This is a genomic window from Ruegeria sp. P8, from assembly GCF_056534665.1.
In genome coordinates this window covers 194,511-208,874 of record NZ_JBQERC010000002.1, presented here as the reverse complement: position 1 = coordinate 208,874, position 14,364 = coordinate 194,511, and the positions used below count along the sequence as shown (strand labels likewise).

Sequence of the window (14,364 nt, the reverse complement as noted above, 5' to 3'; positions counted from 1 at the left end):
GCTGTTTTTTTTGTTCCGGGTGTTCAGACTGGTTCAGTCATCGCGCGACACGACCAGACGAAGGTGCTTGGCCGCGCGTTTGAAATCCGTTTGGTCTTCGGCAAAACCGTCAACGGTTTGAGGCCCAGCAGGAGTTGGTATCTGAATTTCCGAAAATGACTTGATCCGCGTATCAGAAATCGAAAATCGGCGTGGGGCTTTACCAATCGCACCATCCGCGACCATGACGCCCAGAACCCGGCTGACGTCGCCCAGATCACTTTTGAGCGGCAAAAGGATCATGCAGGCCTGCATCCGGGTACGCCCCAGTATCCCGCTCGAATCCAGATCCAGTTCGGCAACGGCGGGTGCTGCAAATACCTGCTCCAGAACATCCTTAATCCTGGCGCGGTCATCGGGCTGAAAAAAGGCCGTCACAGGCATGCCACGAACCTCCATCCCCGCAAGTGCGTTCAAGTGGCTTCCGGCAAGGCGAAACCGGGCCAGGCCGGGCGCGATCCGTTCAAGAATGAAAGTATATTCAAGTATGTTTTCCAGTCCACGCGGGTCGACCTGAGACCGCATCGGAACACCGTCACCGCTCAGCAATGCAGTCCAATACGCCTCGGCCTGGCGGATCGGCGTAAGGCTGCGCCCACTGTCAAAGCGATCCATTGCGACGATCTTTCCAAATTCTGACCCGGAACCAGTCCCGAAAAAGGTTTTCATTTTCTTCACCCTTACGTCAATTGGCCGCCATTTTCATAAAATGCAACACAACCGGAGCATTTGTGGCCTGCAAGCCATTACCAGGGGTAGTTTGACTCGGGTTTATTCAATTTTGGAGCAATTCTTTAACGAATGGTTAACTTACGCCAAACAAATGCGGCCTCAGCAAACTCTTGCTCTGCACCGGCCAATAGCATTAGGTGCGGCACACATCCAAATGGGTGAGGTCACAGGAAAGGACAGTCATGATCAGATCCATGACCGGGTTTGCCTCGGGGAAGGGGGAATACGGACCGCACAACTGGACGTGGGAGTTGCGCAGTGTCAACGGCAAAGGCCTTGATATGCGCCTGCGCGTCCCTGATTGGCTGACCGGGCTTGAGGTGGCCCTTCGGGCCGCGCTGTCAAAATCCCTGAGCCGAGGGAATGTGACCCTTTCAATGCGTCTGACCCGCGAGGACTCTGCCTCGGAACTGGCATTGAACGAGGTCGCTATGGCCGCTGCCCTGAGCGCTTTGGAACAAACACATAAGATGGCAGCTGCGCGCGGTATTGCTCTGGAGCCGGCGCGCGCCTCGGACCTATTGGCACTGAAAGGCATGTTGGATGCAACCGCAGATGCGGATGATCCCGCTCCGCTGGTTGCGCGCCTGACCGAAGATTTCAACGACCTGTTGGCCGCTTTTGTCGAAATGCGCCGGGCCGAGGGCGAAGCGTTGGCTACTGTGCTGAACACTCAGTTGGATCAGGTTGCGGCGCTGACAGCTCAGGCAGCTGATCTGGCCGTGCATCGTAAGGACAAGATGGCCGCGACATTGCGGGACAATCTGGTGCACGTACTGGACAACGCGCAGGGCGCGGACCCGGATCGCGTCGCGCAGGAACTGGCTTTGATCGCGGTCAAAGCCGACATTACCGAAGAGATCGACCGCCTGTCTGCACATGTGGCCGCAGCGCGAGAGTTGCTTGGGCAGGAAGGGGCTGTCGGACGCAAGCTTGATTTCCTGATGCAAGAGTTCAACCGCGAAACCAACACGCTGTGTTCCAAGGCTCAGAGTACGGAACTAACGGCTGTCGGGCTGGAACTGAAGGCGGTGATCGATCAGATGCGCGAACAAGTGCAAAACGTAGAATAAAGATAGGAACGACTGATATGGCGGATCGCCGAGGCCTTTTAATCATCCTGTCTTCCCCGTCCGGGGCAGGCAAATCCACCCTGGCAAAGCGGCTGATGGACTGGGACAAGGACCTTGAGTTTTCGGTCTCGGCCACAACCCGCGCCCCGCGTCCGGGAGAAGAACATGGGCGGGATTACTATTTTCTTTCAGAAGACGAGTTCAAGCAGAAGGTCGCCAATGGCCAGATGCTGGAACATGCGCATGTTTTCGGCAATTTCTACGGCTCACCCGCTGATCCGGTGCGTAGCTCGATTCACGCGGGCAAGGACGTTCTGTTCGACGTGGACTGGCAAGGTGAGGTTCAGATCCGCAATTCGGATCTGGGTAAACACGCGCTGTCGATCTTCATCCTGCCGCCGTCGATCCCTGAACTGCGCCGCCGTCTGGAATCGCGTGGACAGGATAGCGATGAAGTTATCGCAAGGCGGATGCTCAAAAGCTGGGACGAGATCAGCCACTGGGGCTATTACGATTATGTCCTGATCAATGACGATCTTGAGGCGACCGAAAAGAAGCTGAAGACCATCGTCAGCGCCGAACGGATGCGCCGTATTCAACAGCCAAATCTGCAACAGCACGTGCGCAAACTTCAAAACGAATTCGAGGGGCTGTCATGACGATCTACGCTTTAGGTGAGCACATGCCGGATATTCACGAGGACACGTGGGTTGCGCCCGATGCCAACCTGATCGGCAAGGTCGTGCTGGAACAGGGCGCCTCGGTTTGGTTCGGCTGCACGATACGCGCAGATCACGAGGAAATCCGCGTTGGTGCAGGCAGCAACGTTCAGGAAAACTGCGTCATGCATATCGATGCCGGGTATCCTTTGTCGATCGGTTCGAATTGCACCATCGGACACAAAGTGATGCTGCACGGGTGTACGATCGGAGAAAATACTCTGATCGGAATGGGCGCGATTGTTCTGAATGGTGCCCGGATCGGCCGGAATTGCCTGATCGGGGCAGGGGCCCTGATCACGGAAGGCAAGGAGATTCCGGATAATTCCCTTGTGATGGGGGCTCCGGGCAAAGTGGTACGCCAGCTGGACGAGGTCGCAGCAAAACGGATTACCCTAAGCGCGCTGCACTATCAGGAAAACATGCGCAGGTTTCGTGACACCCTGAGAGCTGCTCAATAAGGCGCGTGGATTGATCGGGGTTTGAAGCATGTCAGATGACCTTCTTGATGGATTTGTCCAGGCCATCCCTATGCCCGCGCTGATGGTGGATCAGACCGAACGGATCGTTGCCGCCAATACGGATGCGAAAACCCTTTTGGGGCAGAATATCGTGGGGCGGCATTTTGCGACCATCCTGCGGCAGCCACAGGTTCTTGAAGCAATTGAACAAAGCCTTCAATCGAAGGGAACTAAGACGGCGCGTCATCTTTCCAATGATGGTGCACAGGACACAACATTTGATGTGCAATGCCGGTATATGAACGGGGTCGGAGCCGTGTCGGGCGGGGCCGTTCTGACCACTTTTCAAGATGTCACGCATCTGGAACAGGCAAGTCAGATGCGCCGCGACTTTGTTGCCAATGTCAGTCACGAATTGCGGACGCCTTTGACGGCACTGATGGGCTTCATTGAAACCCTGCGCGGCCCTGCACGCAACGATCCGGCTGCGCGTGACCGGTTCCTGCAAATCATGGCTGATGAAGCCAACAGGATGAACCGGCTGGTTGGCGATCTTTTGTCCCTGAACCGCGTGGAAAGCGAAGAAAGAGTACGCCCAAATCAACAGCTGGAGCTGACAGGGCTGCTGCAATCCACCCTGAACTCGTTGCGCCCCCTGGCGGAAGAGGCGGGTGTGACGCTAACGCTTGACGCACAGGACGGCCCACTTTCCGTGACCGGAGACAGCGATCAGTTACGGCAGGTATTCACCAACCTGATCGAAAACGGAATCAAATACGGTGCCAGCGGTGGCAGCGTCACAGTCAGCGTTCTGTCATCAGAGCGTGACGCGGCGATGCGTGGACCTGGGGTGCGGGTGAAGGTCATCGACAAGGGGCCAGGAATTGATTCCGTGCATTTGCCACGTCTGACCGAGCGATTCTATCGCGCCGACAATCACAGATCCCGGCAGTTGGGTGGAACGGGGCTGGGGCTGGCCATCGTCAAGCACATCGTCAATCGCCACCGCGGACGGTTGCGCGTGGAAAGTGAGTTGGGAAAAGGTTCCGTCTTTACGGTCATCTTACCACGGTAGCCCTTCCCGCATTACCGCCCTTCAAAATCTGCCTCGTTACGATTTTTTGACCCGAAATCTCCGGATAAACGGAGGTTGTCATAAAAGCGTTACACACTTGTCACAAAAGGCTTACGCACGGCCCCTAGGGGTGCACGCAGGATCATCATGGGGGTGATCAATCATACCTTTTCAAGGAGACTGAAATGTCCTTTGTAAAACTGTCGGCTTCTGCGCTGGCAATCGCCACCGTCTCGGCAACCACCGCTGCTGCCCGTGACAACGTTCAGGTTGCCGGTTCGTCGACCGTTCTTCCATATGCCTCGATCGTTGCGGAACTGTTTGGTGAGAACACCGACTTCCCGACCCCGGTTGTTGAATCCGGCGGTTCGTCAGCTGGTCTGAAGCGTTTCTGTGAGGGTGTTGGTGAAAACACCATCGACATCGCAAACGCATCGCGCGCGATCCGTGAAAAAGAAATCAAAGCCTGCGCCGAAAACGGTGTGACTGACATCATGGAAGTCCGCATTGGTTATGATGGCATCGTTTTTGCAAGCCAGCAGACCGGTCCTGCCTTCACCGCTTTTGAACCTGCCGACATCTTTAACGCTTTGGGCGCGAAAGTTCTGAAAGACGGTGAAGTGGTTGATAACCCTTATACCACCTGGGCTGAATTCAACCCCGAACTGCCTGATGTAGAAATCGCGGGCTTTATTCCGGGTACAAAACACGGCACCCGTGAAGTGTTCGAAGAAAAAGTTCTGCTGATCGGGTGTGAAGCAACCGGCGCGATGGAAGCCATGATTGCTGGCGGTATGAGCGAAGACGACGCAGAAGATGCATGTCTGGCTGTACGTACCGACGGCAAGGCGGTCGACATCGATGGTGACTACACCGAAACGCTGGCGCGTATCGACACCAACCCCAATGGCATCGGCATCTTCGGCCTGGCGTTCTACGAGAACAACACCGACAAGCTGAAAGTGGCCACCATGTCGGGTATCGCTCCTTCGACCGAAACCATCTCGACCGGTGAATATCCGGTTTCGCGCCCGCTGTTCTTCTACGTGAAGAAAGCCCATATCGGCGTGATCCCCGGCCTGAAAGAATATGCCCAGTTCTTTACCCACGACGAAATCGCAGGTGCTTCGGGTCCTCTGGCAAACTATGGTCTGGTTGCGGACCCTGAGCTGGCAAAAACTCAGGATGCAATCGCCAACGAAGTCACCATGGGTTCGGGCAGCTAATCCCGCCTTTGGTTCGAAATACCGGGGGCGGCATTTATGTCGCCCCCACATTTTTCAGCTTTCCCGGCCAAGACCAAATGGGGGTTTCATGCCGATAGTATGGCTCGTTCTGATCGTGCTTGCGATTGCTTCAGTCGGTTACGTGTTGGGGCGCACACGCGCCCTGCAAAGCGCCACAGGAGATATCCGGGCTTTGCACTCGCTGCCGTCGTATTATGGCGCAAATGTCGCTCTCAAGACGATCGTACCCGCATTCGGCCTTATGATCCTCTGGTTGCTGGTACAACCGCTTTACGTGAACTCTCAGGTTTCTGAAACGATCTCGGGTCCCGCCATCCAAGACGGCTCGTCCCTAAATCTGGTCATGGCCGAGGTCCGTCGCACCGCTTACGGTCTGGATAACGCGGTTGCCGCCGGGCAGATACCCGAGGAACTGGCGCGCAACGCGCGCGCGGATGTAATCGACATCACCCAGCGTCTGAAGGATGCCGGGCAGGTGGTGACGTCGGATATCACGCAACCTGTGCTGCGCGCGGCGCAAAGTTATCGGATCATGAATGCGACCGGCTATTCGGTCATGACTGTCGCCGTCATACTGACGGCACTCGCCGGTGCTGCGGTCAGCTGGTTTCAAACTCACGCAGAATACCGCGCGCGTAATGTGGTCGAGCAGGGCGTGCGTTTTCTGTTGCTGGCGGCCGCATCCATCGCAATTCTGACCACTGTCGGGATCGTCCTGTCTCTGGTTTTCAATACTTGGGAATTCTTCAAGCTCTACCCTGCTACCGATTTCTTTTTCGGCACGACATGGGCCCCCAGTTTTTCGGGACGCGGCGGGTCGTCTGAGCTTGGTATTATTCCCTTGTTGTGGGGGACATTCTATATCTCGCTCGTTGCGCTGCTGGTGGCCGTCCCGATCGGGTTGTTCGCCGCGATTTACCTCAGCGAATACGCCTCCCCCCGTGTCCGCGCCGTCGCAAAACCGCTGCTCGAGATTCTGGCCGGCATTCCGACCATCGTTTACGGCCTTTTTGCGCTGCTGACCGTTGGTCCGCTTTTGCTTGGCCTGTTCGGGGATGACGGGCTTGGCTGGATGAAAGCTGGCACGGCAGTCATGACCGCTGGGTTGGTCATGGGCATCATGCTGATCCCGTTTGTGTCCTCTTTGTCCGATGACATCATCAATGCGGTGCCGCAGGCCATGCGCGACGGTTCTTACGGATTGGGCGCAACGCAATCGGAAACCATCCGTCAGGTCGTTCTGCCAGCTGCGCTTCCGGGTATCGTGGGGGCGATCCTGCTGGCCGCATCGCGCGCCATCGGTGAGACTATGATCGTGGTTCTTGGGGCAGGGGCGGCAGCACGGCTGAGCCTGAACCCGTTTGAAGCCATGACGACGGTCACCGCAAAAATCGTGAGCCAGCTAACCGGAGACGCGGATTTCGCATCGCCCGAGGCGCTTGTGGCCTTTGCACTGGGCATGACCCTTTTCACCCTCACGCTTGGGCTGAACATCTTTGCCCTCTACATCGTGCGTAAGTATCGGGAGCAATACGAATGACCGACGCCAGTATGCAAAGCCCTGAAACAGGTCATCGCTCTGTCTCTCTGACTGTAGCGGATGCACATACCAAAAAACGTGCAAATGCAGAGAAACGATTTCGGGCCTACGGGATTGTCGCTATTGCAACGGGCCTGTTCTTCCTGATCGTTCTGTTCGCCTCAATCCTGTCGCAGGGTATTCCGGCCTTTCAGCGCACTGTTGTCAGCGTGGATTTCACCTTGTCCGCTGCGCAGCGAGACGAGGCGGAAGGTACGTTGTTCAAGACCAAGGCCTATTCCAACCTGTTCATCGCTCAGCTGAGCAAGGAACTGGAAGACCAAGGGATCAGCGTTGATTTCGACGAAGAGGCGATCGAACGTCTTCTTGGTAAAATCGGCGGTACAATCCGAACTTACTATGCCGATAACCCCGGCAAGCTGGGTGATCCGGTCAAGTTTGATCTGGCCGCCTCCAGCCGGGTCGACGGGTATTTCAAAGGCCGCGTGTCCCGTGACTCCTTGCAGGACAGCCGGTTTCTACAGCTAAGCGATCTGGATCTGGTTGATGCGCTGGAACAGGCGGGCATCATCAAGCAGGCTTTCAACTGGCCGTTCATCACCGGCGCGGATTCTGGCGTTGACAACCCGGGCGGTGCCGGCATCGGCGCCTCGGTCATTGGGTCGTTTTTCATGATGCTGGTGGTTTTGGGCCTGTCGCTGCCCATTGGTGTGGCAGCGTCGATCTATCTTGAAGAATTCGCTCCACAGAACAGGTTCACCGACCTGATTGAAGTGAACATCTCGAACCTTGCAGCCGTGCCGTCGATTGTGTTCGGTATTCTGGGTCTGGCCGTGTTCATCCAGTTCATGCACCTGCCACAATCGGCGCCGCTGGTTGGAGGTCTGGTTCTGACCCTCATGACATTGCCGACGATCATCATCTCGACCCGCGCCTCGCTGAAAGCGGTTCCGCCGTCGATCCGTGATGCAGCGTTGGGGGTAGGGGCCTCGAAAATGCAGGCTGTGTTCCACCACGTACTGCCTTTGGCCGCACCAGGCATTCTGACCGGCACCATCATCGGTCTGGCACAAGCCTTGGGTGAAACTGCACCGTTGTTGCTGATCGGCATGGTAGGCTTTGTGGCGCGGGGATATCCCGACGGGTTCCTTGCCGGCTTTACCGAGCCAAACTCGGCAATGCCCGCCCAGATTTACACTTGGGCCGCACGCGCTGATGTCGGGTTTTACGAAAAGGCCTGGGGCGGAATCATCATCCTTTTGATGTTCCTGCTGACCATGAATATCATCGCTATCATCCTGCGCCGCCGCTTTGAACGCCGCTGGTAAATGGGGGCAATAATGAACGACATGACACGAGTGGAGAGAACCGTGGACTCCAAAGACATCAAGATCAACGCGAAGAAGGTTCAGGTTTATTACGGTGATACCCACGCCATCAAGGACGTGAGTGTTGAGATCGAAGACAAGACCGTCACGGCCTTTATCGGCCCTTCGGGTTGTGGAAAATCGACCTTCCTGCGGTGTCTGAACCGGATGAACGACACCATCGATATCTGCCGTGTCGAAGGTGATATCCTGTTGGACGGCGAAGACATTTATGACAAGCGGGTCGACCCCGTTCAGTTGCGCGCCAAAGTCGGCATGGTGTTCCAAAAACCGAACCCGTTCCCCAAGTCGATCTACGACAACGTGGCCTATGGTCCGCGCATCCACGGCTTGGCCAAGAATAAGGCGGAACTGGATGAGATCGTTGAGAAATCCCTGCGTCGAGGCGCAATCTGGGATGAGGTCAAGGACCGTCTGGATGCGCCTGGCACGGGTTTGTCAGGGGGGCAACAGCAACGTTTGTGTATCGCCCGCGCCGTGGCAACCGAACCGGAGGTCCTGTTGATGGACGAGCCGTGCTCGGCGCTGGACCCGATTGCAACCGCACAGGTCGAAGAGTTGATCGACGAATTGCGTTCCCGATATTCGGTTGTGATCGTCACACACTCGATGCAGCAGGCCGCGCGCGTCAGTCAGAAAACGGCCTTTTTCCACCTGGGTAATCTGGTGGAATTCGGTGAAACCGGTCAGATTTTTACCAATCCGGTCGATCCGCGCACGGAAAGCTACATTACAGGCCGTATCGGCTAAGCACAGGTATCAAACAATGAGCGAACAACATATTGCATCTGCTTTTGACCGCGACCTCGAAACAATCCAGGCGCATATCATGAAGATGGGCGGTCTGGTTGAGGCCGCTATCATGGGCGCGGCGCGCTCGCTTGAAAGCCGTGACGTTGAGCTGGCCCAGGAAGTACGACAAGGTGACAAGGCCATCGACGCGTTGGAAGACCTGATCGACGAGGAAACCGCGCGTCTGATTGCGTTGCGCGCGCCCACGGCCAGTGACCTGCGACTGGTTCTTTCGGTCCTGAAAGTATCCGGCAATCTTGAGCGGATTGGCGATTACGCGAAGAACATCGCCAAGCGTACGACCGTTCTGGCCAATGCGGGCGAGATCAGCGGCAGCGCAGCTGCCTTACGCCGCATGGCGCGCGAAGTTGAACGTATGCTGCGCGACGCGTTGGACGCCTATATTCAGCGCGACGCGGAACTGGCCACCGACGTCATCAACCGCGATGAAGAGGTCGACCAGATGTATAACGGCCTGTTCCGCGAATTCCTGACCTTTATGGCCGAGGATCCGCGCAATATTTCGGCCTGTATGCACCTGCATTTCATCGCCAAGAACATCGAGCGTATGGGCGACCATGTAACCTCGATTGCCGAGCAGGTGGTGTATCTGGTTACAGGCGACCGCCCGACCGAGGCTCGGCCCAAGGCCGATATAACGTCGCAAACAGCGTAGGAGAGGCTTGAGATGTCCGCAGATCAACCGACGGTTCTGGTGGTCGAGGATGAGTTGGCCCAACGCGAGGTGCTGGCCTACAACCTTGAAGCCGAAGGTTTTCGCGTCTCAAAGGCGGCCAACGGTGACGAAGCTATGCTGCTGGTCGACGAAGACTGCCCGGATATCATTGTTCTGGACTGGATGATGCCCAACCTAAGCGGGATTGAGGTTTGCCGCCGGCTCAAAAGCCGTCCGGACACACGTTCGATCCCGATAATAATGCTGTCGGCCAGATCAGAAGAGGTAGACAAGGTTCGCGGGCTGGAAACTGGTGCCGACGATTATGTGGTCAAACCATATTCGATCGTCGAACTGATGGCGCGTGTCCGAACACAACTGCGCCGCGTCCGACCTGCAACTGTTGGCTTGCGACTGGAGTACGATGACATCATTCTGGATTCGGAAACCCACAAGGTCAGCCGTGACAGCAAGCCCTTGAAACTTGGTCCAACCGAATTCCGGCTTCTTAGCACGTTCATGGAAAAGCCGGGCAGGGTCTGGAGCCGTGAACAATTGCTGGATCGGGTCTGGGGACGCGACATCTATGTCGATACGCGTACCGTTGATGTTCACATTGGACGACTGCGCAAAGCCTTAACGCAACACGGCGGGGATGATCCGGTTCGAACAGTCCGCGGTGCAGGTTACGCGTTGGGATAAATCGCATCAGACCTGTGTTGATCGCATTGGTCTGATGACTGATTGCAGTGGAATCTGAGTATATCTCCGCTACTTTCAATTAGCGTGTAATCGGTATTATGGTAAAAACGTAATACTTGTAATACGGAAGGCAAGCCAACACATTGAAAACACTGTAACGAACCTGTCCGGAATACGCATGGAGCTTAAGAACAAAACTGTCGTTGTCACCGGCGCTGCCCAAGGTATTGGTCGTGGTCTTGCAGAACGGTTTTCCCAAGAAGGTGCACGTGTAATCTGCTCGGATGTCGACATCGCTGGCGCAAATTTGGTCGCAGAGCAAATTGGTGGTCAGGCGTATCCCTGCGACGTTTCCAGCGAAGCGCAGATCAAGGCTCTGATTGATTTTGTTGAAGAAACTGTCGGTCCAATTGACCTGTTTTGCGCAAATGCCGGAATTCTGACGCTTGGCGGTCTCGATGTTGCGGACGAAGATTGGGATCGGATCTGGAAGATCAATGTCATGTCCCATGTCTGGACTGCTCGCCATCTGGTTCCACGCATGGTTCGTCGCGGCGGCGGATATATAATGATAACTGCGTCTGCGGCAGGTTTGCTGAACCAACCTGGTGCAGCCCCATATGGGGTTACCAAACACGCGGCTGTAGGATTTGCCGAATGGCTTTCGCTGACATATGGCGCTGAAGGATTGAAAGTCTCGGTCCTGTGTCCGCAGGCGGTACGTTCGAAAATGACCGAAGGCCATGAAATCTCAGTAGCTTCGATTGATGGGATGCTTGAGCCCAGAGATGTGGCTGAATCCTGTGTGCAAGCTATTCGAAATGAACGGTTTTTGATTCTGCCTCATCCACAAGTCGCTGATTATTTGCAATTCAAAGCGGCTGATTACGATCGGTGGCTTAGCGGAATGCAGAAGTTAAATCAAAGGTTTATTGGCAATACTTAAGGTCGTGCGCGAATTCTGCGCATCAATCCTTCCTGTGCGACAGATGCAACAAGGGTACCGTCCTCGGAATAGATCGATCCACGGTTAAAACTGCGTCCCTGCCCCGTCCACGGCGAGTCCATTACGTACAGATGCCAGTTCTGAAAATTTACCGGTGCGTGAAACCATAGCGCGTGGTCCAGACTTGCGCCGTTGAACTCTCCGCTAAACCAGCTCAGACCGTGTGGCCGCAATCCAGAGGACATCAGGTTCATGTCAGACGCATAAGCCAGCAGTAAGTGCTGCGTTCTGGCGTCAACGGAAGCGGCTGCAGGCATACGGAACCAAGTCTGGTTTCGATCGTCAGAGACTTTCGGTGTGAATGGATCCAGGTGATCGACTTCCCGAACCTCTATCGGGCGCTCGCGCAGCAATTCGCCCCTCAACCTTTCGGGAACACGTTCAACGTATGTTTTACGCAATTCAGATCGGGACGGGTACGCTTCCGGTGCGTTCACGACGGGCATCGGATGCTGATGGTCCCAACCTTCGTCCCGGACATGAAAGGATGCCGACATGTTCAGGATTTGCTTTCCATGCTGAATCGCAACCACACGGCGGGTTGTGAACGAACCTCCGTCTCGCGCGCGATCAACTTGATAAATAACGGGTTTCTCTGGATCTCCCGGGCGAATGAAATAGGCGTGTAGCGAATGGCACAACCGTTCTTCAACAGTCCGATACGCCGCAGCGAGCGCTTGCGCGATGACCTGTCCGCCAAAGATGCGTGTGGGGGTTTCACCGCCCGACCCTGTCCCGCGAAACAGATCGATCTCAAGCCGTTCAATATCCAGAAGATCCAGTAAGATACGTTCCGCTTCGGTCATCGTCTGCTCGCAAGTTGTGTCGTCCGGCACCGGGTATCAGTACAGAGGAAATCATTCAATCATGGCCGCATGAACCAGTGCCTTGAGTTCGGCGCGGGATGGGTACGAACTTGAGGGGGACAGTTGGGTAAAGAAAATCGCCGTCAGGTCATTCTGCCAGTCAATCCAGAAATAGGTCGACGCCATTCCACCCCAGCTGAAATCCCCGAAAGAGCCGGGAACCCTTACCAGACCGGGATTCAGAACAACCGCACCGGCTAGCCCAAAGCCCATTCCTTCCATCGGTTGCTCTGCGAAACTCTGCGGACCCATTGAAGCAATGTCCCCGGGAAGGTGATTGCGCATCATGAAATCGACGGTTTTCGGGCCAAGTATGCGGTACCCGTTCCCGGCCCCCCGATTTCGAAGCATGTCCGCGAATTTGGCATAATCATCGATTGTCGAAATCAGACCGCCACCGCCGGAAAAGGTCGTCGTGTTTTCGAACGGGGATTCTATGTGGGAATCGAACAGTCTCAGGCTTTCGCTACCGTGATCCGCGGAATTCAGCGCCATCGCGTCGCCAGCCAATGGGGTATAGAGCGATGCGAAACGATCCCCTGCCCCAGCGGGTGCGGAAAAACCTGTTTCGCGCATGTCCAGCGGCTCAAGGATTTCGCTTCGAAAGAACTGCTCCAATGACTGGCCCGAGACCACCTCGATCACTCGACCCAGCACGTCAATCCCGACCGAGTATTCCCAGCGTGCACCGGGTCGGAACGCCAGTGGCAGCCCTGCCAGATCGCGCACAAGGTGTTCCAGAAGTCCCTGATTAGGTTTGAAAATAAGGTCCTGTTCATCCATCGCTTGGGGCAAAAGCCCGGAGTTGAACGGATAGCTTAGCCCACTGGTATGCGTCAGTAACTGATGCAGAGTGGGAGGCGGTGCAGCTTCGGTCTGATCCAGTTTCTCCGCCCCCGGGACCAGCGCCTGCATATCTTTGAATTCAGGCAGAAACTCAGACACAGGCACGTTCAGGTGAACAAGCCCGCGTTCGACCAATGTCATCAACGCGACCGATGTGACCGGTTTGGTCATGGAATAAATGCGCACCAACGTGTCGCGTTGGAAGGGCCGGCCAGTCTCGAGGCTGCTGACACCACAGGCATGAAAAAAGGCCTCACTCCCTTTGTGGCGCAGCAAAAAGGATGATCCGGCATATTTGCGCTGCTCAACATAGTTTTCCATCCAATGGCTAAGCCGATCCAGCCGGGTTTGATCAAACATGGATTGCCTGTGGGACATTTGGGAACTTCCGTGAGGTACTAAACTGCGACTGTTTGAGCTTGTGACCTGAAATAGCAGCAAAAAGTTGCGTGTTGCAGAGAAATTCGTGAACGGGCTTCATCAGCGTGCCTCACAATGGAATGTTAGACTGATTTCGACGCAGATTCGCCTGAAGTTCAATGAACAAGATTTCAAGGAACCGAAAGGGAGGAACCCCATGACGCAGACCATAGACTTCATTTACGATTTTTGCAGCCCGAACGCGTTTCTCGCCCATAAGATGCTCCCCGATCTTGCCGAGCGCTATGACGCAAGCATTACTTATGTTCCTGTCCTGCTGCCTGCGGTGTTCAAGGCGACGCATAACCAAAGCCCATTTCAGGCGTATTCCGAAAACCGCCAAAAGACAGCCTATTTGACGCATGATCTGCACCGGTTTGCCCGCCGTCGTGGGTTGAGCTTTCATATGAGCCCGCATTTTCCGATCAACACAAAACTTGCCATGCGCGGCGCGTGTTTTGCCAATGGAAAACCTTGGGAAGTCAGATATATAAACGCGGTTTTTGATGCGATATGGGTACATGGTCAGAAGGCGGACGAGATCGGTGTCCTAACGGATATCCTGCATGAAAACGACTTGCCCGTTCGCAAAATTCGCGAAGCCATGGCGAGCCCCGACGTTAAACTGAAACTGAAAGAGATGACCAAGTCGTCGGTTCGGCGAGGTGTGTTTGGGGTTCCCAGCATGTTCACCGGGGCTGAGCTGTTTTTTGGAAAGAACAGTCTGCCAAATCTTGAGGTTGAACTTTCAAGGCAAGATAGTGACATAAAAACAGCTTGAT

Annotated in this window: 15 protein-coding genes; 12 read left to right on the top strand and 3 right to left on the bottom strand. The window is 55.4% G+C overall.

Annotation, left to right across the window (positions count from 1 at the left end; translation table 11 throughout):
• Positions 1 to 33 precede the first annotated feature (33 nt).
• Positions 34 to 708, bottom strand: a complete 675-nt coding sequence (locus tag ACR0BZ_RS04445; RefSeq protein ID WP_480919558.1) for a PAS domain-containing protein — start codon at positions 706 to 708, stop codon at positions 34 to 36.
• Between the two features lie 245 nt (positions 709 to 953).
• Between ACR0BZ_RS04445 and ACR0BZ_RS04440 the strand changes: the two genes are divergently transcribed.
• From ACR0BZ_RS04440 to ACR0BZ_RS04390, 11 genes are all read left to right on the top strand, one after another.
• On the top strand, positions 954 to 1,844 hold the full coding sequence (locus tag ACR0BZ_RS04440; RefSeq protein WP_480919557.1) for a YicC/YloC family endoribonuclease: 891 nt from the start codon (positions 954 to 956) through the stop codon (positions 1,842 to 1,844).
• 17 nt (positions 1,845 to 1,861) lie between these two features.
• Positions 1,862 to 2,503 carry a guanylate kinase gene (gmk, locus tag ACR0BZ_RS04435; RefSeq protein WP_480584254.1) on the top strand — a complete coding sequence of 214 codons (642 nt, stop codon included), beginning with the start codon at positions 1,862 to 1,864 and terminating at the stop codon, positions 2,501 to 2,503.
• Entirely contained in the window at positions 2,500 to 3,024 is a 525-nt protein-coding gene (locus tag ACR0BZ_RS04430; protein WP_480919556.1) for a gamma carbonic anhydrase family protein, read from the top strand. Before gmk ends, ACR0BZ_RS04430 begins: the two co-directional genes overlap by 4 nt.
• 28 nt (positions 3,025 to 3,052) lie before the next feature.
• A complete protein-coding gene (locus ACR0BZ_RS04425; protein ID WP_480772696.1) occupies positions 3,053 to 4,099 on the top strand; it encodes an ATP-binding protein in 1,047 nt (348 codons plus the stop codon).
• Between the two features lie 185 nt (positions 4,100 to 4,284).
• Positions 4,285 to 5,325, top strand: coding sequence for a substrate-binding domain-containing protein (locus tag ACR0BZ_RS04420; protein ID WP_267365708.1), 1,041 nt, complete (start codon positions 4,285 to 4,287; stop codon positions 5,323 to 5,325).
• A gap of 88 nt (positions 5,326 to 5,413) precedes the next feature.
• Positions 5,414 to 6,886, top strand: a complete 1,473-nt coding sequence (pstC, locus tag ACR0BZ_RS04415) for a phosphate ABC transporter permease subunit PstC (RefSeq protein ID WP_480919555.1) — start codon at positions 5,414 to 5,416, stop codon at positions 6,884 to 6,886.
• A complete protein-coding gene (gene pstA / locus ACR0BZ_RS04410; protein ID WP_480480929.1) occupies positions 6,883 to 8,214 on the top strand; it encodes a phosphate ABC transporter permease PstA in 1,332 nt (443 codons plus the stop codon). Before pstC ends, pstA begins: the two co-directional genes overlap by 4 nt.
• Before the next feature lie 12 nt (positions 8,215 to 8,226).
• Positions 8,227 to 9,024, top strand: coding sequence for a phosphate ABC transporter ATP-binding protein PstB (gene pstB, locus ACR0BZ_RS04405; protein WP_480480931.1), 798 nt, complete (start codon positions 8,227 to 8,229; stop codon positions 9,022 to 9,024).
• Between the two features lie 16 nt (positions 9,025 to 9,040).
• Positions 9,041 to 9,742 (top strand): phosphate signaling complex protein PhoU, encoded by a 702-nt coding sequence (gene phoU / locus ACR0BZ_RS04400; protein WP_267366515.1) that lies wholly within the window; start codon positions 9,041 to 9,043, stop codon positions 9,740 to 9,742.
• A gap of 12 nt (positions 9,743 to 9,754) precedes the next feature.
• On the top strand, positions 9,755 to 10,444 hold the full coding sequence (gene phoB / locus ACR0BZ_RS04395; protein ID WP_480480935.1) for a phosphate regulon transcriptional regulator PhoB: 690 nt from the start codon (positions 9,755 to 9,757) through the stop codon (positions 10,442 to 10,444).
• Positions 10,445 to 10,622: 178 nt separating this feature from the next.
• The gene (locus tag ACR0BZ_RS04390; RefSeq protein WP_480564771.1) at positions 10,623 to 11,390 is read left to right on the top strand and encodes an SDR family oxidoreductase; all 768 of its coding nucleotides are present in this window, start codon (positions 10,623 to 10,625) and stop codon (positions 11,388 to 11,390) included.
• On the opposite strand, the gene ACR0BZ_RS04385 is transcribed toward ACR0BZ_RS04390, so the two are convergent.
• Positions 11,387 to 12,256 carry an acyl-CoA thioesterase gene (locus ACR0BZ_RS04385; RefSeq protein ID WP_480564774.1) on the bottom strand — a complete coding sequence of 290 codons (870 nt, stop codon included), beginning with the start codon at positions 12,254 to 12,256 and terminating at the stop codon, positions 11,387 to 11,389. The genes ACR0BZ_RS04390 and ACR0BZ_RS04385 overlap by 4 nt on opposite strands.
• A 51-nt stretch (positions 12,257 to 12,307) precedes the next feature.
• Complete coding sequence (locus tag ACR0BZ_RS04380; RefSeq protein ID WP_480919554.1) at positions 12,308 to 13,522, bottom strand: serine hydrolase domain-containing protein; 1,215 nt, start codon at positions 13,520 to 13,522, stop codon at positions 12,308 to 12,310.
• A 106-nt stretch (positions 13,523 to 13,628) separates the two neighbouring features.
• Between ACR0BZ_RS04380 and ACR0BZ_RS04375 the strand changes: the two genes are divergently transcribed.
• On the top strand, positions 13,629 to 14,363 hold the full coding sequence (locus ACR0BZ_RS04375) for a DsbA family protein (RefSeq protein ID WP_480564780.1): 735 nt from the start codon (positions 13,629 to 13,631) through the stop codon (positions 14,361 to 14,363).
• The last annotated feature ends 1 nt before the right edge of the window (position 14,364 follow it).